The sequence below is a fragment of the Rummeliibacillus sp. TYF-LIM-RU47 genome, assembly GCF_008638315.1.
Classification (GTDB): Bacteria; Bacillota; Bacilli; order Bacillales_A; family Planococcaceae; genus Rummeliibacillus; species Rummeliibacillus stabekisii.
Window position 1 is genome coordinate 1,763,718 of the sequence record NZ_VVIR01000001.1, and the last position, 19,945, is coordinate 1,783,662.

24 protein-coding genes and 1 pseudogene are annotated in these 19,945 nt (G+C 34.3%); 8 read left to right on the forward strand and 17 right to left on the reverse strand.

Going from position 1 to position 19,945, the window contains the following annotated elements; genetic code table 11:
* Nucleotides 1–71: 71 nt before the first annotated feature.
* Together F0527_RS08880 and F0527_RS08885 are read right to left on the reverse strand one after the other, a co-directional pair.
* A complete protein-coding gene (locus F0527_RS08880) occupies nt 72–1,265 on the reverse strand; it encodes a NupC/NupG family nucleoside CNT transporter (RefSeq protein ID WP_066787810.1) in 1,194 nt (397 codons plus the stop codon).
* Between the two features lie 319 nt (nt 1,266–1,584).
* Complete coding sequence (locus tag F0527_RS08885; RefSeq protein ID WP_150284558.1) at nt 1,585–2,823, reverse strand: D-serine ammonia-lyase; 1,239 nt, start codon at nt 2,821–2,823, stop codon at nt 1,585–1,587.
* 303 nt (nt 2,824–3,126) lie between these two features.
* On the opposite strand from F0527_RS08885, the gene F0527_RS08890 reads away from it, so the two are divergent.
* Nucleotides 3,127–3,522, forward strand: coding sequence for a hypothetical protein (locus F0527_RS08890; RefSeq protein ID WP_150284559.1), 396 nt, complete (start codon nt 3,127–3,129; stop codon nt 3,520–3,522).
* Between the two features lie 114 nt (nt 3,523–3,636).
* Here the strand turns inward: F0527_RS08890 and F0527_RS17060 are convergent, their stop codons facing one another.
* The gene (locus F0527_RS17060) at nt 3,637–3,804 is read right to left on the reverse strand and encodes a hypothetical protein (protein ID WP_190323425.1); all 168 of its coding nucleotides are present in this window, start codon (nt 3,802–3,804) and stop codon (nt 3,637–3,639) included.
* Nucleotides 3,805–3,989: 185 nt separating this feature from the next.
* Between F0527_RS17060 and F0527_RS08895 the strand changes: the two genes are divergently transcribed.
* Entirely contained in the window at nt 3,990–4,871 is an 882-nt protein-coding gene (locus F0527_RS08895) for an SDR family oxidoreductase (protein WP_150284945.1), read from the forward strand.
* A gap of 125 nt (nt 4,872–4,996) precedes the next feature.
* On the opposite strand, the gene F0527_RS08900 is transcribed toward F0527_RS08895, so the two are convergent.
* The 4 genes from F0527_RS08900 to hutG all read right to left on the reverse strand — a co-directional run bounded on the left by F0527_RS08900 (nt 4,997) and on the right by hutG (nt 8,199).
* The gene (locus tag F0527_RS08900) at nt 4,997–5,617 is read right to left on the reverse strand and encodes an NUDIX hydrolase (RefSeq protein ID WP_150284560.1); all 621 of its coding nucleotides are present in this window, start codon (nt 5,615–5,617) and stop codon (nt 4,997–4,999) included.
* A 70-nt stretch (nt 5,618–5,687) separates the two neighbouring features.
* Nucleotides 5,688–6,113, reverse strand: a complete 426-nt coding sequence (locus F0527_RS08905; protein WP_190323426.1) for a DUF4871 domain-containing protein — start codon at nt 6,111–6,113, stop codon at nt 5,688–5,690.
* Nucleotides 6,114–6,219: 106 nt separating this feature from the next.
* Nucleotides 6,220–7,188 (reverse strand): SDR family oxidoreductase, encoded by a 969-nt coding sequence (locus tag F0527_RS08910; RefSeq protein ID WP_150284562.1) that lies wholly within the window; start codon nt 7,186–7,188, stop codon nt 6,220–6,222.
* A gap of 63 nt (nt 7,189–7,251) precedes the next feature.
* Complete coding sequence (gene hutG, locus F0527_RS08915) at nt 7,252–8,199, reverse strand: formimidoylglutamase (RefSeq protein ID WP_150284563.1); 948 nt, start codon at nt 8,197–8,199, stop codon at nt 7,252–7,254.
* Between the two features lie 181 nt (nt 8,200–8,380).
* On the opposite strand from hutG, the gene F0527_RS08920 reads away from it, so the two are divergent.
* Complete coding sequence (locus F0527_RS08920) at nt 8,381–9,127, forward strand: glucosaminidase domain-containing protein (RefSeq protein WP_190323427.1); 747 nt, start codon at nt 8,381–8,383, stop codon at nt 9,125–9,127.
* Between the two features lie 53 nt (nt 9,128–9,180).
* On the opposite strand, the gene F0527_RS08925 is transcribed toward F0527_RS08920, so the two are convergent.
* The 4 genes from F0527_RS08925 to F0527_RS08940 form a co-directional block, all read right to left on the reverse strand.
* Nucleotides 9,181–9,882, reverse strand: a complete 702-nt coding sequence (locus tag F0527_RS08925) for an LrgB family protein (RefSeq protein ID WP_150284564.1) — start codon at nt 9,880–9,882, stop codon at nt 9,181–9,183.
* On the reverse strand, nt 9,882–10,247 hold the full coding sequence (locus F0527_RS08930) for a CidA/LrgA family protein (protein ID WP_223823546.1): 366 nt from the start codon (nt 10,245–10,247) through the stop codon (nt 9,882–9,884). The genes F0527_RS08925 and F0527_RS08930 overlap by 1 nt, the downstream gene beginning before the upstream one ends.
* 84 nt (nt 10,248–10,331) lie before the next feature.
* Nucleotides 10,332–11,222 carry a LysR family transcriptional regulator gene (locus F0527_RS08935; protein ID WP_150284566.1) on the reverse strand — a complete coding sequence of 297 codons (891 nt, stop codon included), beginning with the start codon at nt 11,220–11,222 and terminating at the stop codon, nt 10,332–10,334.
* 153 nt (nt 11,223–11,375) lie between these two features.
* Nucleotides 11,376–11,735: a YnfA family protein gene (locus F0527_RS08940; RefSeq protein ID WP_150284567.1), complete on the reverse strand. Its 360-nt coding sequence runs from the start codon at nt 11,733–11,735 to the stop codon at nt 11,376–11,378.
* Between the two features lie 173 nt (nt 11,736–11,908).
* On the opposite strand from F0527_RS08940, the gene F0527_RS08945 reads away from it, so the two are divergent.
* Nucleotides 11,909–12,853 carry a bile acid:sodium symporter family protein gene (locus tag F0527_RS08945; protein ID WP_150284568.1) on the forward strand — a complete coding sequence of 315 codons (945 nt, stop codon included), beginning with the start codon at nt 11,909–11,911 and terminating at the stop codon, nt 12,851–12,853.
* Nucleotides 12,854–13,235: 382 nt separating this feature from the next.
* On the opposite strand, the gene F0527_RS08955 is transcribed toward F0527_RS08945, so the two are convergent.
* The 4 genes from F0527_RS08955 to F0527_RS08970 are packed head-to-tail and all read right to left on the reverse strand — an operon-like array spanning nt 13,236 to nt 15,581.
* Nucleotides 13,236–13,859 (reverse strand): kinase, encoded by a 624-nt coding sequence (locus tag F0527_RS08955; RefSeq protein WP_150284569.1) that lies wholly within the window; start codon nt 13,857–13,859, stop codon nt 13,236–13,238.
* A gap of 56 nt (nt 13,860–13,915) precedes the next feature.
* Nucleotides 13,916–14,263 (reverse strand): DUF6176 family protein, encoded by a 348-nt coding sequence (locus F0527_RS08960; protein ID WP_150284570.1) that lies wholly within the window; start codon nt 14,261–14,263, stop codon nt 13,916–13,918.
* Between the two features lie 30 nt (nt 14,264–14,293).
* A complete protein-coding gene (locus tag F0527_RS08965; protein ID WP_150284571.1) occupies nt 14,294–14,911 on the reverse strand; it encodes an NUDIX hydrolase in 618 nt (205 codons plus the stop codon).
* A gap of 58 nt (nt 14,912–14,969) precedes the next feature.
* A complete protein-coding gene (locus F0527_RS08970; protein ID WP_150284572.1) occupies nt 14,970–15,581 on the reverse strand; it encodes a histidine phosphatase family protein in 612 nt (203 codons plus the stop codon).
* Nucleotides 15,582–15,752: 171 nt separating this feature from the next.
* Here F0527_RS08970 and F0527_RS08975 point away from each other — a divergent pair, with 171 nt between their 5' ends.
* Nucleotides 15,753–16,145, forward strand: a complete 393-nt coding sequence (locus F0527_RS08975; RefSeq protein ID WP_150284573.1) for a DUF1259 domain-containing protein — start codon at nt 15,753–15,755, stop codon at nt 16,143–16,145.
* Nucleotides 16,146–16,620: 475 nt separating this feature from the next.
* A pseudogene (locus F0527_RS17405) lies at nt 16,621–16,792 on the forward strand (YkvA family protein); the annotation flags it as partial.
* Between the two features lie 362 nt (nt 16,793–17,154).
* On the opposite strand, the gene F0527_RS08985 reads toward F0527_RS17405, so the two are convergent.
* The gene (locus tag F0527_RS08985) at nt 17,155–17,355 is read right to left on the reverse strand and encodes a cold-shock protein (protein ID WP_147198058.1); all 201 of its coding nucleotides are present in this window, start codon (nt 17,353–17,355) and stop codon (nt 17,155–17,157) included.
* 223 nt (nt 17,356–17,578) lie between these two features.
* Nucleotides 17,579–17,857 (reverse strand): hypothetical protein, encoded by a 279-nt coding sequence (locus tag F0527_RS08990; protein ID WP_066787858.1) that lies wholly within the window; start codon nt 17,855–17,857, stop codon nt 17,579–17,581.
* A gap of 241 nt (nt 17,858–18,098) precedes the next feature.
* Here F0527_RS08990 and F0527_RS08995 point away from each other — a divergent pair, with 241 nt between their 5' ends.
* The gene (locus F0527_RS08995; RefSeq protein ID WP_150284575.1) at nt 18,099–18,794 is read left to right on the forward strand and encodes a VC0807 family protein; all 696 of its coding nucleotides are present in this window, start codon (nt 18,099–18,101) and stop codon (nt 18,792–18,794) included.
* Between the two features lie 254 nt (nt 18,795–19,048).
* Nucleotides 19,049–19,897, forward strand: coding sequence for an MBL fold metallo-hydrolase (locus tag F0527_RS09000; RefSeq protein ID WP_150284576.1), 849 nt, complete (start codon nt 19,049–19,051; stop codon nt 19,895–19,897).
* The last annotated feature ends 48 nt before the right edge of the window (nt 19,898–19,945 follow it).

Below are 19,945 nucleotides of genomic sequence, written 5' to 3' on the forward strand. Positions count from 1 at the left end.
AATCCATCTTTTTTTATCCATCATTGATCTATCAAAAAAGTCCCTACCCCAAAGGAATAGGAACTCATCTATTACCAAACAAATAAACCTACAAGCATAGCGCTCAAAAGTGAGACAGCAATACCACTTATTAATAATTTCCAAACATTTTTACCGATAATCGCTGATTTTTCTTCAGATAAAAGAGAGCTGAAGGCACCATAAATCATTCCGATTGTACTAAAGTTTGCAAATGATGTTAAGAAGGTAGCGGCTACTGCAACTGTATGAGGAGCTAATGAACTTAAATGTTTCTTAAGATCCATCATAGCCACAAATTCATTCGTAGCTAGCTTCGTACCCATCAACTGAGCAACATAAAGCGCATCTTTAGTCGGTAAACCAAGTAAATAAGCAAAAGGACTGAAAATATAAGAGAAAATCTTCTGAATGGTCAGCCCGTGAACGAAAATTCCTAATAAACCATTCACTGCAGCTGTTAAAGCTACATAACCAACGAGCATAGCAGCAATAACAATGACCATATTCATGCCGATTAGCATACTATTCGAAATAGTTGAAAAGAAATCCTTTTTCTCCTCTTTTGCTGGTTGATAAATAATGTCTTCTTCTTTAGAAATCTTCACAGGATTCAACATATTCACAACAAGCAAAGCGTTCAGGCAGTTTAGCGGTATAGCACAAAATACATATTCAGCAGGCACGAGAGACAGATATGCCCCTACAATCGATCCGCTAATACAACTCATACTCATAATTCCAAAAGTTAATAAACGGTTCTCTTTTAAATTCGCCAATTGGCCTCGAATTACTGCAAGCGCCTCCGTATTACCTAAAAACATCATTTGAATAGAGTAGAAACTTTCCAACTTTGGCAATCCTGATGCTTTCGATATTAGCCAGCCGACTTTATCAATGATCCAAGGCAGAATTCCAAAGTAAGATAAAATATCAAAGAAGGTAACTATAAAGATGATCGGCAATAACGCGCTGAAGAAAAAGTCGACTGTATCATTTGCCAAGGCACTCGGGAAGACAAATGCAATCCCCTCATTTGCACAATCAATCAGCCATGTAAAGAATGAGGCAATTTTATTAATAATCCAGCCGCCGATAGTGGTTTTTAACATAAACCACGTAATTAGTATTTCAAGCACTAACAAGGTAGCGATCGCTCTCCATGCTACTTCTTTTTTGCGGGGCGAACATAAATAAACAATGCCCATTACAATAATGACTCCTAAAATATTTAACATGAAAAACATATAGGCAACTCCTAGCATAAAGATCAGCAATCAAACCATCACAAATATATTAAATAGTCATGCCCAAACTACTATCCATCTAATCAAAACGTTTTCATAAATTTCTACAGGCAATATTCTTAAACATTTCTGATAATTTATTTACTGGTTAATCATAAAAATGATATTACTATTCGCGATATCATAAATCAATATCTATGAATACATTCAAAATACTAAAATTATCATAAACATTTTAAATTTTTATTCAAAAACATGCCTCTTGTCCATTTTACAGAAAAATAAAAAACCTAGCTGCTTTGACTAGGTTTATTTTTTGTTACTCAATATAGCTTTTCTGTTCCTCTTTAGGCACCATACTTCCACCTGTTGACCATATAATATGTGTTGCTTCTTTATTAGCAGAGGTTGGCAATGAAACAAATAGGCCCTTTATACTCGCTGCTGCCGAAGGTTCAATTATAATACCTTCTTTTTGATAAAGTTTTTTTAAATAGGTAATTAACTCTTCATCACTTACAGTGAGTATCCCATCCAATAAGGGCTCTAATAATTTCCCTGCAAAAGAAGAAGGCCGCCCAACCGCAAGACCATCGGCAATAGTTTTATTGGTCAAGCCTAGATCATATACAGATATCTGATCATGCTGGCCTGTAGCCATGCCTAGCAGCATGCAAGGTGATTGAGTTGGCTCTACGAAATAACAATATACATGTTCTCCAAAGTTCTCTTTTAAGCCGTAGCATACGCCTCCTGGTCCCCCACCTACTCCACAAGGGATGTAAACACATAACGGATGGTTGGCGTCCACTTTAATGCCTTGCTCGTCTAGCTGTTTTTTTAGTCGGCGTCCTGCTACAGCATAGCCTGCAAATAGGTGTTTTGAGTTTTCATCATCAATAAAATAACTGTTCGCTTCTCGCTCTGCTTCTTCTCTGCCCCTAGCAACAGCTAAACTATAATCCCCAGCATGTTCTATAACTTGCGCTCCAACCGCTCTTAACATGCTTTTTTTCCATTCTTTTGCATCATGCGACATATGTACAATCACATTAAAGCCAAGTTTCCGGCTCATAATGCCAATGCTCAAACCTAGATTTCCTGTTGATGCCACGACGATCTTGTATTTGCTCAGTATGTTTTTCATTCTTTGCTTAGCAAAGATAGAGTAGTCATCCTCCATACTTATTAAATGATGTTCTAAAGCGACTTTTTCAGCTAAATATAACACTTCATATATACCACCTCTGGCTTTAATTGAGCCGCTGATTGGCAATCCATCATCTCTTTTAATAAAGATATTACCTTTTATAAGCGTTTCTTCTTTTAGTTGTAGCATTGGCTGCAATGGTGATTCAATGAACCCGTTTAGAGATAATGTTTCTGGAAATTCTCTTTGAATGTACGGAGCAAAACGAATCAATCTCTTTTCGGCTTCTTCGATCATAGCGTGATCAATTGAATAGGATTCACTTTTTTGGGGATTAAGCCATACAACAGGACTTGCCGCTATTAACGAATCCTTTAATTCTGGTGGTAAAGAAAAATTTTTAACCATCTTGTAATCTCCTTTTATCTTTTACGTAAAGAAAAAAATAATCATTTATGAGTAAAAAGACTTAATTAATTTAACATTTATTTAATATATATCTTTTTGTAATCCATCAAATATTCTGTCTTGATATAAATACCTTGAAAGCCTATAAAATAAAGGTTTTTTAATTATTTTTAGATGTTTATTTTATTGAAACGCTTACATACAAATTCTCATTATTACAATTGTGTTACATTTGTGTATTCTTTTGCAGAATGGGTATACAATATTATATAGTAAATTTAGACCACGAAAGGAAACGATAAAATGACTCAAAAAGTAACAAATAATTATACTAACCAATTAAATGAAATGAAACAAATTATATATAAGTTCCAAAACACATCAGAAATGATCTCGTCCATCCGTAAAAACTTAGTTGATTTTATTTCTGTCGAACAAAAGCAAACAAGAGAGATTTATCAACAGCTTATTGAAAATGCAGGTTTTGTAGATGATCAGGAAGCAATTTTTGATTTAGATGCAATCACATCCTACTTTGATGATACTGAATCTAATCTGTATGCATCTACTGAAAAGATTTTACAATTAAATCAAAAGCTTCACCGCTATCAGCTTAAAACAGAGCATTTCACTGACAAACTAATCAAAGCAATTGATTCAATGGAATATGGAAAAAACACTCTCCCTCAAGCAGAGTAATAGCTCGTATGCTTTTGCTCTTCTCTTTCCTCCCCCTTGTAGAGACTCCATCCACTCGTTCCACAGTTACGTATGAAAGAGCTGCACAAATTTGTACAGCTCTTATTAATTCCTTTAAAGCAACGGATATTCTTCGGTATAGCGTGGATGAGCATAAAATGGAGGGCTTGGACCAATTAAAGGTAATTCAAAAACGGACTCTTCATATGCTACTTCTACCTTTTCATCCGATTCATTAATTAATAAGAATTTAACATGCTCGTTAAAATAATAATTCTCCAATCCATCATCTCCCTATTTCTCCCTATTGTTTTCATTCTATCTTATTCAAAGTCACTGTATATTGGTGCCTCACAGTAAGCACATTTTGAATAATTCTCTCATACTGTACTTTGAATAGTTAGTTTGTGAATTAGAGGAGGAAATGTTAATTGGACCACCGTGAAACAAATGAGTCAACATATCCAATGAATCCAAACTTCGGTAAGATCACGCAGTATCAAGATGTTGCCATTACGGTACCAGAACAACGGCAATTTCGGCAGCCAGGCGTCGAAAAGCTAATGGTACCACAACCCATCATTGAAAATCCTAATGATAAAGGGAGCGGAAAATTAGAAGGAAAAGTAGCATTAATCACTGGCGGCGACAGTGGTATGGGTGCAGCAGCGGCTATAGCTTTTGCAAAAGAAGGAGCAAATGTTGCTATTTCCTATTTAAATGAACATGAGGATGCTGAACGCACGAAAAAAAGAATAGAAGAATTAGGCCGTCAAGTGCTGTTATTGCCGGGTGATCTCCGTCAAAAAGAACAATGCCGTCTTATTGTCGAAAAAACAGTAAGCACATTTGGAAAACTAGATATTCTTTGTAATCATGTTGGTATTCAATTTCAACAAAACCATCTAGAGGATATATCAGACGAACAGTTCGAAGATACATTTAAAGTAAATATATATTCCTTTTTTTACACAACCCGTGCAGCGCTTGCTTATTTACAACCTGGCGCATCCATTATTAATACATCTTCAGTCGTAGCATTCGATGGGCATGAACAATTAATTGATTATAGTGCGACAAAAGGAGCTATCATTGGCTTTACTCGCTCATTAGCCAAAAACTTAGTTACAAAAGGCATTCGTGTAAATGCTATTGCTCCAGGACGAATTTGGACGCCACTTATTCCATCAAGCTTCTCCCCAGATCAGGTGGTGCTTGCAGGAAATCCAATGGATCGTCAAGGGCAGCCGTTTGAAGTGGCACCAACGTTTGTTTACCTGGCTTCGAATGATTCTCGATTTGTCACAGGCCAAACATTGCATGTCAACGGCGGCCAGATTTTTGGATAAAGGAAAGGGAATATCCCATTCCCTTTATCCTTATTTTTCTAAGGACTATCACGGGCTTAATTAATAGACTTCATTTGCTCAGAAATTAGAACTATGTTGCCTGTAGATATATTCTCTTGCGACCATCAAATTTGGTCTTTTATTTTATTTATAACTTCTATATAGTACGAAATTTGGTGAGGGACAAATTGATTCTTACCGATATACTCAACGAAATCAGCTCTATTATTTTCTTTATCAATTTTAAAACCGCTAGCTTTAATTTCCTGTTTTTCGTCTAACCAAAGCTTACTAAAATCATTAAATTCCACTAAGACCATACCTGAAACTTCCTCCGGTTGAATAGTAAAGTCATTAAGATTATGCGCACTTTTATACAAAAAGAGGTGTGCTAATTCTTTATCAATGAGATTTTCATTTATAACACAATATTTAATGAGTCCTAATGGCACTAAATCATGAAAGGGTATATCAATACCTACTTCCTCTTTTATCTCTCTAACACCTTCACGGGCAGTTTCATCAGCCATTAAATGCCCGGCTACAGTAATGTCCAATAGGTTCGGATAGTCTTGTTTAGTATCACTGCGTAACTGCAGATAGATATAATCCTTTCCCTCAATATTTGTGACAAACCAACAATGAAAGGTCTCGTGCCAATACCCAAGCTCATGGACATCCTTACGCGAAGCAACCCCTATTATATTTCTTTCTTCATCAAATATTTTAAAAAATTCATTTTCCATCTATTTTCCTCATTATAAATTATTCTAATATTATTTTCACTTAAGGTGAATAGCTTCTAAGTTTGATGGTTTATTTATTATTCACCTTTACAAAAAAAGTATCGAAGAGTTTACCGTCCAAGAGAACATCAAGTTTCCACATTCCACTTTTCTTGAATTCCATGCTGGTTGGAATACTAACGTCAGCACTATTATTAGGACTTATTTGTAAGTTATTTATTGTCTCAGGAACAATGATTACGTCTTTTTTACTTCCTTCATGCGTACCTAGCACTTTAAACTTCTTTTCTAGTTGATTTTTTTCTCCCCATAAATGCCACATATATTTGTTTTGCTGCCCTTCCACGATAGGCATGTTCTTTTTATCATATATAAAACCTACTTGACCCTTTATACCAACCATTTTATAATTGCCTGACTCGAAAATATTACTCTCTTTCCATTGTTGACTAGTTTCATTCTTGTTACTGCAGCCAAATAAAGCGATTATCAGCAAAAATAAAGCAACGAAAGTACTTACTTTTTTATGGTAAAAATCCTCCTCACTTTTATAAGTACATTATTATACTGATATCAATATTTCATTATTTATGCGATTCCTCTTATCTAACATTAATACTGTATCCTCTTCTTTCAAGGATATCTTTTTCAACATTTGACATAGTGTAAGAATCTATTAATTCCTCTTTTAATAAGTGAGCGAATGTTTGTTTTAATCCTTCAAACAATGAATATTTTTGGTTTGCACTGAAATCATTCAACAGCTTCTCAGTAGATCCGTAAAGAGAGACATCTCTGAATGGAAACCATTCCCTTGACAAGTAACCCGTTTCATTTGCATCCACTAAAACAATGGTAGGCTCCACTCCAATGATTTGGGCACACATTTTTACCCAACCCTCTAGCGAAATAGAGCTTCCATCTCCAACATTGTATATTTGCCCTAAACTTTTACTGTTTCCAGATATTCGAATTAAAGTCTCCACCAAGTCGTCTATATGCCCAAACTGTATTACGTTTTCACCTTTACCCGGAATGATAATAGGAGAATTATTTAACAGACGTTTAAAGATATATGTTTCACGATCCAGGTTATTTCCAGGTCCATAGATATAAAAAGGCCGTACGATTGTGTAAGGAAATTTACTTTGGTTGTATTCTTTCATTAACTCTTGCTCACAAAGATATTTATTTGCCCCGTAATCACCCCAAATTGGGTTAATACCTGTCTTACTCGTTTCATCAAGTGGATAATCATCTGTAGCTAAATAAACCGATGCACTACTTATATGAATAAAGTGTTTTGTTTTTCCCTTTAGGAGTTGGATGGCGTTCCTTGTTTGCTCAGGTGTATAAGCAGAGATATCATATACGTAATCAAACGTTTTATTATATAGAACTGCTGATAATTTGTTTATATTATTACGGTCTGCTATTAAAGCTTTACTACCCTGAGGAGCTTCTCTCGTTCCGCGATTTAAGACATAGACTTCATGTCCCTCACGAATCAAACGTTTTGTTATAGCTTTGCCTACAAATTGTGTACCACCAAATACAAGACATGTTGCCATAGTATTACCTCCTAACAAAGTAAAAACCCCAAATTAACGAACCTTTCACACGTCTAAGAAGCCCTATCTCCCCAAAAAAGACATCGTTGCTTCATTTATAATATGAGCAGCCAATTTTGACGTACGATTATTTTCATCAACTACCGGATTTACTTCACATAAGCTAAAACTAGTCACTTTCTTTTCTTTGCATATCTCACGGATCAGTGTGCGTACGGTTAGAGGCTCCAACCCAAAAGGAGCAGGCGCGCTCACACCTGGTGCATGTGCAGCACTGATAGCGTCCATACATAAGGTTAGCAAGACTACATCACAGTCATTGACGAAAGCTTTGATTGAAGCTTTCGTCGCTTCGTCTGTCATCTCATCTTCAAACAAATAAGTAACACCTAGCTCATCGGCACGTCGGAAAAGCTCTGTCGTATTACCATAACGTTGAATACCACAGACAAAATATTTCGCATGTGGATCTTGATCCAATATCTGTTTAAACATTGTGCCAGAGGATGGTTGTTCGTCATAAGGCCTCATATCAAAATGAGCATCGATGTTAAGTAATCCAATTTTGGCTTCCCTACCTACGTGTTCTCTTACCCCAAGATATTGACCGTAAAGGGTTTCATGGCCACCTCCTAGTACAATACAAGGCACATCCCTATTTAATGCTTTGGCAACTGTTTTCCCAAGGTCTTCTTGCGCTGCTTCCAATTCATTTTCTTCACAAACAATCGTGCCAGCATCTATTACAGTTGCATTAAAAGGACCTCTGAACGGCATGCTGGCTAATTGTCCACGAATTGTATCTGGCGCTTTCTTCGCCCCTACTCTTCCCTGATTCCTTCTTACCCCTTCATCACACGCAAATCCAATAAGCGTTACCATATCCTCTACATTTTCTTCAGTTCCATCTAAAACCTGGCACTTCACCACTTGATGATAACGGAAGCTTTCTCTGTTTTCCGAATCATCCAGACGTCCATCCCAAATTGCATCATCTGTTTTTTTAAACATTCATACACCCTCTTTTCTTTCTTAGTTACCATTAATCTACCGTATACAAAAGATTATGACAATATAATTCAATCAGAAACTATCTCGATAAACAATCTAATAGAAAACTTTCTATACTTTTGTTAAACTAATAGATAGCATCCTATAAAAAGGAGGAAGGTTGTTAGAGAACCGTTAAATAATGAAAAAAACTTTCTTATTCACTTTATTTGCGACCATTCTATTTGCGACTTCAATCTTCATTATCATTTCTCAGTACAATAATTCAATTGAAGAGATGCCAAAGCCTACTCCAAAAGAACAAAGTATTGAAAGTTTTATCGGATTAATCTCTGATGATGCTCGTGATATTGCAAAAGAACATGATTTATATGCGTCTGTTATGATTGCCCAAGCGGTACTCGAAAGCAACGGTGGTAAAAGTGGTTTAAGCTCTCCACCAAATCATAATCTCTTTGGCATAAAAGGAACATATCAAAGACAAGCAGTAAAGATGACAACATCAGAAGATAATGGCAAAGGCGAAATGCATCAGATTAAAGCAAAATTCCGAAAATACCCAAGCTATAAAGCGTCTTTAGAAGACTACGCTGAGCTACTGCACAACGGGACTTCTTGGAACACTAAATACTATCAAAAAACATTTAAAAGTAAAACGAAATCCTATAAAGATGCAACAAAGTATCTAACTGGTACCTATGCAACAGATACACGCTATCACCAAAAATTAAATGCATTGATTAAGGAATTCCATCTTACGCAGTATGATCATTCACCAAAAAACAAAACACAGGTTATCGTTAAAAATGGAGAAACATTACGTTCTCTTTCCAATAAATATGGTGTTGCAGTTACCTCTATTAAACAATGGAATCAATTGGACACCAATGATTTGGACAATGGTCAAAAGTTAAAGATTTACCAATAAAATTAGATATTACAAAAAAACTCACTTTTCACAGAAGTAAAAAGTGAGTTTTTTTACATAGCAAAACACAAGCGGAGTAGTGGAAAAAAGGTTTCAGACAAAAGGATACTTATCAATGCAGCTATTACCATTGCTACACTTGAAAAAGTCCCTTCTAATTCCCCCATTTCGAAGGCTTTTGAAGTTCCTAAACCATGCGCTCCCATTCCGAGCATCAACCCTTTTGCAGCAGTTGTTTTGATACGGAATAATCGAATGATGATCGCACCTGTAATGCTGCCTGTCAAACCTGTGACAATAACAAATACGGCCGTCATAGATGGTTCGCCACCGATCATTTTAGAAATATCCATGGCAATCGGTGTTGTAATGGAACGAGGAACTAAGCTAGTTATCATATCTGCTGACAATCCAATCCATACTGCAAAAAAGAAGGATGAAAGAATAGCAACCAATGAACCTGTAAATAGACTTGCTACGATAATCTTCGCATGTTTCTTTATCAATTCTAGATTTTTATATATTGGCACAGCAAATGCAACTGTTGCAGGACCTAATAATTTTGTTAGCACTGAACCCCCTAGATTATATTGTTCATATGAAGTTCTTGTTAAAAGTAATAGAATAACAAGGAACAAGGGGCTGACAATTAATGGAGACAGCAAAAGCCGATGCGTTTTCTGATATGCTTTCTTACTTACTAGAAAGATAGCAATCGTGGCAATGAGGCTGATGAACGCAATAAAAATATTCATTATTCTTTCACATCCTTTTTATGTAAATAATCTGCCACTGCTCCCGTACAGATCATAACAAGAATGGTGCTTAAAATAATTACAGTCACCAATTTAATGCCGACAACCCCAAAAATTTGATCATATTGGATGACACCTACGGCAGAAGGAATAAAGAATAGAGCAAGTTCCCCAGTCAATAATCCAGCTCCAAGGTCAACCCACTCTAATTTAATAATATTAAATTTAAGTGCTAAAAATAATAGTACGAGGCCTATGATGCTTCCCGGGATTGGCAAATGTAGTACAGCTGAAATGCCCTCTCCTATCAAAAGAATCCCATAAAGGAACACTATTTGAATAATTATTTTACTTATTTTTTTCACTTTGCTCACCTTTTCTAAGCTCAACTTATAAGAACACTTTACCTCACAAATGGCCATTCGTAAAATATCGTTTTTTTATGTTTGCTATTCCAAATTGGAATGACTGGATGTAATAAAGCCTATTAATCCTCTTGTTGCATGCGAGATATAACGATCTTTCTTTGCAATCAATACAAGATCCCAAGGTATTTGAGGCTTAACAATTGGGATGGCTTTCACTTTTTCTTGATTAATTTTCTCAGCAAATGATTTTGGGAACATTGCAACGCCTAAATTGTATTCTACCATCTGGCTTATGATATCCCACTGTGAACTTTCATAAGCAATTTGAGGAGCAAAACCCGCCTGCTCACATTCTTGCTTTATACGATCGTGGAGCGTGAAATCTTGGCTAAATAAAAGCATTCTTTCATTAGCCAATTCCCTAAGGCTAATCTCCTTACTTCCTGCCAAATGATGCGACTTATTGATAATTAGCATAAGATCCTGTGATGCAAAGGGAATCACCTGAAAGTCATTTTCATCCGCCGGTAGCATTACAAAGCCAATATCTAAAACACCATCTGCTACCAATTCTTTAATAATATTTGCCCCACGTTCCACAAGTTCAATGCTAATATGAGGATATCGTTCCTGAAATCCTTTTAAAAGCTTCGGCAAATAAAGAATGCCAATTAGCGGCGGCATACCAATTTTAATCGTACCTTTCTTCATTTGTAATACATCTTCCAATGCAGTATCCAATTCCTCAACTATGCTTAGCATTTTTAATGCTTGAGCATAGACAATTTCACCAACATCCGTCAATTCGATATGCCTTGGATAGCGATAAAATAAAGCCGCATCAAATTCACTTTCGAGCGACTTCACTACTTTGCTAAGTGTCGGTTGTGTCACATGCAAATCTTCAGCCGCTTTAGTAAAACTTTTATTTTTCACAACCGCAATAAAATACTTTAACTCTCTAAGCTCCATAAATTCACTCCTCAAACTCCAGTTATGGCTATAAACTCACTACTTATAGTATATGCTAAAATCGGTGCAATGGCCCATTCCAGTCAATCTAAGATGCTCACTCACTCTAGGTAGGTTAAACGTATTTTAGAGGCAAAATTTAATATCTGCTTTTTAATGTCTCGGTGCAAAGAGCATCACTGCTACTCCAACTAAACAAATCCCCGCACCTATCCAGTCATACAAGTCTGGTGTCTTATGATCAACTCCCCATCCCCATAAAACGGAAAGAAAAATAAAAATTCCACCATAAGCAGCGTATACTCTTCCAAAGCTTGAAAAGGATTGGAAAGTAGCAAGAACTCCATATAAGAATAAAATAACTCCACCGATTATGCCAAACGACAAAGGCCTACCCTCTCTTAACCATTGCCATATTAAATATCCTCCTCCAATTTCAGCAAGCCCCGCTAAAATAAATAGTAAAATTGAAATGGTACTCACATCCTCTTCTTCAATTGTCCCAGAGTTCATCATACCATACTGTAAATCTACTAATTGATAATAGTAAAGCTTATCTTACTGTTCTGCATCTGCTAATCAAAAAAGAGAAACTTGAATAGTCTGTCCCCCTTTCTACAGATTTTTCCCTTGGTGAGTTAATTAAGTTAAAATAATAATATATTATAAAAAAAGAAGGTCTTTGCATGTTAGAAAAACTAAATGTATTTCTTCAAAAATACATAGCTATTTTGACACCATTAAGTTTAGTCCTAGGTGTTCTGCTAGAGCATATTGGACATCATCTATTATTCCTTGTCTCATGGCTGTTTGCTTTTATGACATTCACAGGAAGCTTAAATATGAAATTTAAGGATGTAAAAATTTTTGTTAAGCATCCCGTCATTATCTTATTCTCTATTGTATTTCTACACATTTTGATGCCTTTATGGGCTTATCTATTATCAACTGTCATATTCGATGATCATTTATTGACTGTCGGCTTTGTACTCTCTGTTGCAGTTCCAACTGGTGTAACAAGCGTTATTTGGATCAATATATGTAGGGGTAATTTACCTTTAGGGTTATCCATCATATTAATTGATACGTTACTTTCTCCCTTTATCATTCCATCTATTCTTCACATTGTTTCAGGTGAAAAGATTCAATTAGATGTTGTATCACTGATCATTAATTTACTTTTAATGATTGTATTGCCTACAATCTTGGGAATCTTAGCGAATGAACTTTCTAAGGGGGAAATACCTAAGAAATTTGGCCAGAAACTTGCTCCTTTATCTAAGCTGTGTTTATTTTCTGTTGTCATGATTAATAGTGGTGCAATCGCTCCTTACCTGAAAAACTTTGATTCTCATCTCGTTTCTGTCCTGCTTCTAGTCCTATTTATTGCTGTTTCTGGATATATGTTTGCTTTACTGATCGGACGTTATATTTTAAAAAATCATCCTCAAATGACTACTTTAGTATTTACGGGGGGGATGAGAAACATTGCAGTTGGCGTTATTGTTGCCACCACATACTTTCCAAGCAAGGTAGCCATGCCCGTTGTATTTGGTATGTTATTTCAACAAGTCTTAGCATCCGTTTTTAGTAAATTGATTATGAACAGTGCTATATCACAAGAAACTTAGGAAAATAGTTAATTTAGAAAAGGGGAAGGAAAATGGATTTGAAATCATGGGAAGAAGTTAGAAAAGCGATTGAAGACGAACATCAGGAGATTTTATTATATTATAAAGATGATAGGAGTGGTGGGTAAGTAGATTATACGGAGAAGAAAAAAGCTTCCTACTTACACGTTCTAAAGACTCTTACACACAAATGTTTGCAACAGCACAAGAACTATTTAACAATGGGATTGTTGATGGTAAGCCTTTTATTGAAAGAATTAATGATTTTTATTAAGAACATAGTTAGACGACGATTAAATTATCATAGAATTAGATAACTTAAAAGAGGGTGGCATACTGCCACCCTCTTTTAACCTTTAATGAATCGTACTACCATTTTTATTTACCCCTTTATAACTATATCTGCTTTTATAATGGGATCTATTTTATCGAGATAATGGTTTTCACCTAACCAATATCTTTTTTTATATTTATTGAGTCGTGCCTGGTAATCTCCAATATATGAATCACGATTTAATACTCTTTTGTATCTTAATTCACGAGGGCAGTCCAAGTATAAAATAAAGTCAAAGTAGCTTCTCCACTCTGCTCTTTGCAAAAATATCCCTTCAATTAAGACAATACTGTTGGTTAATAATCTAATCTGTTTAATTGAAGAATGATCAGTATATTTGTCATAGAACGATAGAGATAATATTTCACTATCCTCATGTAGTTGTTCAAATAAATTGATTCTTAAATATTCTATATCCCATTGTAAATAATAATATTCATACCATTCTTCTTGCCCTGTTAGGTAACGCTTATTTTTTTCAACAATATGGTCATCTAGATGAAAAGTAGTATGGTTATACTTTTGATTATCCAATTCTCGTGCAAGTTCTTTCACTAATGTAGTTTTCCCTGCCCCACTCAGTCCGTCTATCCCAATTATGAAAGGACGATCTTTATTTAAACGTGTTAGAAATTGAGATGATACCTTTTCTGCCAGTTCTTTAATAGACATGGATGCATCCCTCCATGTTAATTATCTATTTTCATATGAAAGTTCACATCAACATTTCAAACGGTCATAACACTTCTAATTTTCTCAGGTATCATAACAACCTCTGTAGTAAGGTCAACAGGTTTGAAATTTGTATCTATACATTCATCCCAGTACTGTAAATGCTTTTTGTCAATCCAATGCTCTGACTCATCAACATCTTGGCCACCCTCACCTTGAACGGAATACCAATACAAGTATTCATCTCCATGAAGTGTTTCTCTGAAAATCGTTTCAACATACATTCTTTCGCCTTCTAGTGTAACTAGTACATCTTTCATATTTTCATTCAAAAATTTTAACCATTCATCTACTACTTCTGTTTTTCCTTCCTTTACCTTAAATCTAGTCAGCTCAATATTCATATTCTCTCACCTCAATATTCTAAATAATTTTTAATCAAAAGAAACAGGTTCTAGAGGATTGTGCAAATGCTTGAATGCTAATTGAATCTGTGTTTCTGTATTCCTTGCTGTTGATAAAGATGGCAATTCATCTTCTTCAAAAAACTCAACTGCACTTGTTTCCATACCATCTTGGGGCTCTCCTCCAATAATTTCGCATTGAATAAACATTTTGTAAACATGATATAGCGAAGGAGGATGTGGATGACACTTCTTGTCTAGTACAGCTATTAATTTTGTTGCTTTAACATCGAACCCCGATTCTTCTTTTACTTCTTTTATCGCAACTTCACTTGGCGTTAACCCGATATCACCCCAGCCGCCAGGTAATGCCCAATGTCCATCGGTGTTTTCTCTCACCATTAATATTTTGTTTTCCCTAAACACTACTGCCCTTATATCAACTTTGGGCGTTTGATAACCCGTTTCATTGGCAAAAAGCTCTCTTATCAATTCGTTTTCAAGATTTGTATGCTTTGCTAAAATTTCAACGCTAATATTTCTGATCAATTCAAATCTTTCCATGTCATAAGCATCTTTAGAATAGGTTAGCCCTGCCTGTGCAATGGATTGAAGCTGCTTCGCCCAATCTAGCCATTTAAGTTCCAAATATTATGCCACCACCAATTAGATTGTTTATAGAATATATTAAAATGAGCTTAGAAATCTAATAAAAGTCATCGAATTCTAGACTTATTTTATGTATCTCTTTATTCGATAATTTGAAGAATACTGAATGAGATACTTCTAGTTTTAAAGCATCCTCTTTTAACATCCCCGCATATATTCCACGCAATATTCTCCCGGTTAATCCGTGTGACACCGCAATTACTTTAGGTTCGTTTTTGATAGATTCAAGCCAATCCGTTAAACGATTTACAACTGAATCATAACTCTCTCCATCTGGTGAATTAAAATACCAACTATATAAATCGTTATTATCAATAAGATGTGGCCAAGTCTTTTCAATTTCCTTTGTTGTTAAACCAGCCCATGACCCTACAGCAACTTCGCTTAAGCGATGATCATTCTCTACTTTACTAACATCAAAACCGATTGTTTCACAGATAATTTCTGTACTTTGAATTGCCCTCCCGAGTGGACTAGAAATAATCCTCCACTCGTTTGGATCTCCCATAATACTTTTTAGCATTTTTGCATTTTGCTTTACTTGAAATTTACCATCGTCGGTTAACGGAGAATCCAATTCTCCTTGATAACGACCTTGTGTGTTATATTCTGTTTCTCCATGTCGAAGTAGGTATAGTGTTTGACTCAATATAATCTCCCCCTTCTCTCATGATAAAGTAAAAACAGTAAAATCGGAATTGCTTTTACTTTGAAAACTTTTAAAATAATAGATATTTCAATTCGTCAGATTAATCGTTGGCCTAGGTGTTCTAGCCTTTAATGATGCTTCATAATATTTAGGAGAAATGAGGTGTTTAGTATGGCGAACTTTCAATATTTATGCCAACAATATGCTCAAATTGTTGATGGGCAAGCAAACATGAAACATGGAGTTTGTTCAGTAGAAATTGCCCGAAATCTTCTAGTGACGATTCAAGGCCGTCCCAGTAAGAGTGTACTCCACGCAGGGATAACGTTTGAGTCATTAGACCAAAATGGCAATGCACTGAACCTTGGAGAAGTTGTTGTTTTAGAGGAAGAACTCCCTGCCTTTGTTAATTTATTGGTTCGAAACAATTTAACCATAAGCGCTATTCATAATCATTGGATTTATACGAATCCGACTATTTTATATGTTCATTTCCAATCTGTAGAAAATCCCTTATCGTTTGCTAATAAAGTGGCAGAAGCATTTCGCGTTTTAAAACATTAATCTACCTTCGCTTTTTATGAAACAAGGCAGCTTGTGAGCACAAGAGCACACTGGTAATGTTTAATTTATATGTTTTCTCCCTCAACTCTTCACTTACCTAACTTTGTAAGTCTTGAAACTATTTATTAAGTTCTTTAGAAGTTTTACGATATATTTAGCTTCTAATAACTCATTATTATTTCATGTCAAAGGTTCTAATTCTCCAAGGGTCTATCCATTCTAATTGTGTGCGGTTATAATTAAACTCAAAATCGCTCTTTTTATTTAAAATATTACTCTACTTTAGATAATTATAAATGAGATATTAAAATTGAACTAGGAAATTAGTAAAATATTATGTACTCACTTCAATCAAAGTCAATCCATAATAGGCAATAAATTAAGGAGCACTCATTTGAATAATAAAAAGGTAATATCACATTTAAAGAGTTATGCTAAAAAGTTAAAGCAGAATTTATTTGTACTTTATTTATCTTATAAAGACCCTAGAACCCCATGGTACGCTAAAGCTGTAGCAATCTGTGTAGTGGCTTATGCCTTCAGCCCCATTGACTTAATCCCTGATTTTATTCCGATTTTAGGTTATCTTGATGACCTAGTTATTGTTCCTCTTGGAATTTTATTAGCTTTAAAATTAATACCTTCTATAATTATACAGGAGAATTTAAAAGCTGCCGATGAATTAAAAAGGTACGGAAAACAAAAAAACTGGCTAGTTGGTATTCTTTTCATTCTAATTTGGTTTTTATTTGCCCTTTGGATTTGTAAAATTGGTTTTAATATTTATAAGAAATTTCTATAACTCATGAATTGTCGACTAAGATGATATATTATGCAGAATAATTAATTCCGTAGTAGAGGAAAAGTGAATGATTGACACTAGCACCCTATTGTTAGATCAACTTCTAGCTAATAGCAATGACAGCAGTAGTTATAAGGGAAGAAAACAAAAAAAGAGAAATCCTCGAAAGGATTTCTCTAATTTTTGTAATTTAATCTAAATTAAAGATTAAAGTTTTACAATGTTTGCTGCTTGTGGTCCGCGTTGGCCTTCTTCAACTTCAAATTCAACTTTTTGGCCTTCTTCTAAAGATTTGAATCCTTCACCTTGGATTGCTGAGAAGTGAGCGAATACGTCTGCTCCGCCTTCAACTTCGATGAAACCGAAACCTTTTTCTGAGTTAAACCATTTTACTGTACCTTGTGTCATTTAAATGACCTCCATTATAAATTATTAATATATAAGCTTTTAAAAGAAAAAATTCACATATTACAAAAAGTACCGAACAGACACGATTACTTTTTGTAATATGCGAATTCAACTTTTTTCCTATTAACTTAATTATATACTTTAAATCTTCATTTGTCTAACATTATTTTTATCAAAATAAATTTAAGCATTTTTTCAGTAGTGATAGTAACACTTTATTGTTTTATTTAAATTGGAAATTGTACTTTTTATTTACCTTTCGAGCAATTTGACCTAAAAACTCTTGTACAGTCATTTTCTCAACTTTTTGAGTATACCAAGCAAGCTTTACACCCTTATCTTCTTTATTATAATTTACACGAGAAGGCATAAAAGTCTTATTTTTATATTTATAGTCAAATTTAATGTATAGTTTATTTTCTTCTGGGCAATCAAGAATTACCTCATAAACTGGATTTTTAAATTCGGGTTGAAACTTAACTTTTTTAATTTTAGTTAGCATGTTTATCTCCCCTAAATAGTAGTAATTACAATTTATATTATAACATACTTTGTTTGTTAATGCCGATAATGCCCTTCTTTATCCTGTAATACTTTCGTTCCGGTACATTAAATGATCTAAACTAAAAATTTGTTTAACAAAAAACTGAAAATTTTTTATTATGTGATAAACAATTTTGGATATTTATGTTAATATGTTTTTAATGTGTATTAGGAAATTAATTTGAAGATTTGGAGGGAATATGGTTAAAAAACAGCAGTCAAACAAAAAGTCTATTTTAATGGACCTTATTTTTTATGCAGCTTTACCATATTTTATTTGGAAATTCGGCAGGGAACCTTTTGGTGACTACATAGCGATGCTAATTACAACTATTCCGGGATTTGTATATACCATTTATAGTTTTATTATTGATAAACAGTTTAACTTTACAGGTATATTTATTTTAGGGACACTAGCAATTGGTACGACAGTCGATCTTCTATCTGGTTCAGCAGAGCAAATGATTTGGAATGGTGTTTACCTAAGTCTTTTTTATTCCTCTTTTTATTTTGTTTTACTAGTAATGAAACGCCCTGTCTCATTATACTTCGCAATTGATTTTGTATATTTACAAGGGCATGAACGAAAGGCAAGTAAAACATTGTTTTTTCAAAAAGGAATTTTTAAATGGTTTCAATACATTCAAGTAATTTATATTATCAGAGGTCTGTTTATGTCAGGTTTAACTGTATTTCTACTTAAAAATTATGGGCTTGATGGATATGGAGAAATGTTGGTATTTAAACAGATTGCAAATTGGATTTTTTCAGGATTAATTATCGGGCTGTTCTTTTATATAAACATCCCAGTTCAAAATTATATTGTTAAGCAAGAAAATCAGTTACAAAAGAATAATAATATAACTAGAGAAGAATCAAAAGTGGTTGCTGAGTAATCTTAGTGAGATAAATCTCATCTCAACTTTAATGTTAGCCTGTTATCTTTGCATTCTCGGTACTCTCACTACCAAGCAACAAATACCATTCGTCCATTTAATACTCAGTCAACGATTATTTTTCTTAAGTGAAAAAGGAGGTACAAGTCCAATGGTAAAAATATAACTGAGAGAATCTTACCTTATTCATTTTAGAATTCACACGAAGATTTTCTCTTTCATATAATTAATATCTTATGTAGAGGAGAAATATCATGCTAAATAAATTAACTGATGGAATATATTATTTACCTAATGAAGATAATCGAGATCGACCAACTTTAGGATTGATATATGGTGATCAATGGAGTCTAATAATAGATTCTGGAAACGCTACTCAGCACGCAAAAGAATTTTTACAAGAAATAGAGAAACTAAATGCACCTCCCATTAAATATTTGGTTATTACTCATGCACATTGGGACCATATTTTGGGAATGAATGAATTCGATGCAACTATTATAGTAAATAACCAGACAAACGAATTAATAAAAGAATGGCAAAGTTATTCTTATGATGATAATTCACTCCAAAAGTATGTGAATAATAATCAAATGAGTACGCAATGTATGAAGATTATACAAACCGATATTCCAAGCAGAAATACTTTTAAATTGAATTCTCCAGATGTAATCTTTGAAAATACATTAACTATTGATTTAGGAAATAAAGTTTGCATACTTGAAAGAATCCAAAGTACCCATACAGACGACTCAACAATTATTTACATTCCCGATGAAAAAGTCATTTTTTTAGGAGACTGCGCCTATGGTACAACCACAAATTCTCTATTTCATTTTAAGCAATCATTGTTAACACCAATGATTCAAGACATTCAAAAATACGATGCTGACTGGTTCCTACTTGGACATGAATCCATCTGTGATGCCGAAGAAATGAATATATATTGGGAAGAGTTAACAACAGCAAGCCGAGTTGTAAAGTCTTCCTCATTAGAAAATTCTTTAGAATGCTTTAAGGCAGAATATAAAAGAGATCCTAATGACAATGAATTCTTTTTCATAAAAGCATTTGTTAATGATCATATTATTAAATCTAAATAACTATATTAAAAACATTAAACAACCAATAGTCATCTCATTGATATTAAA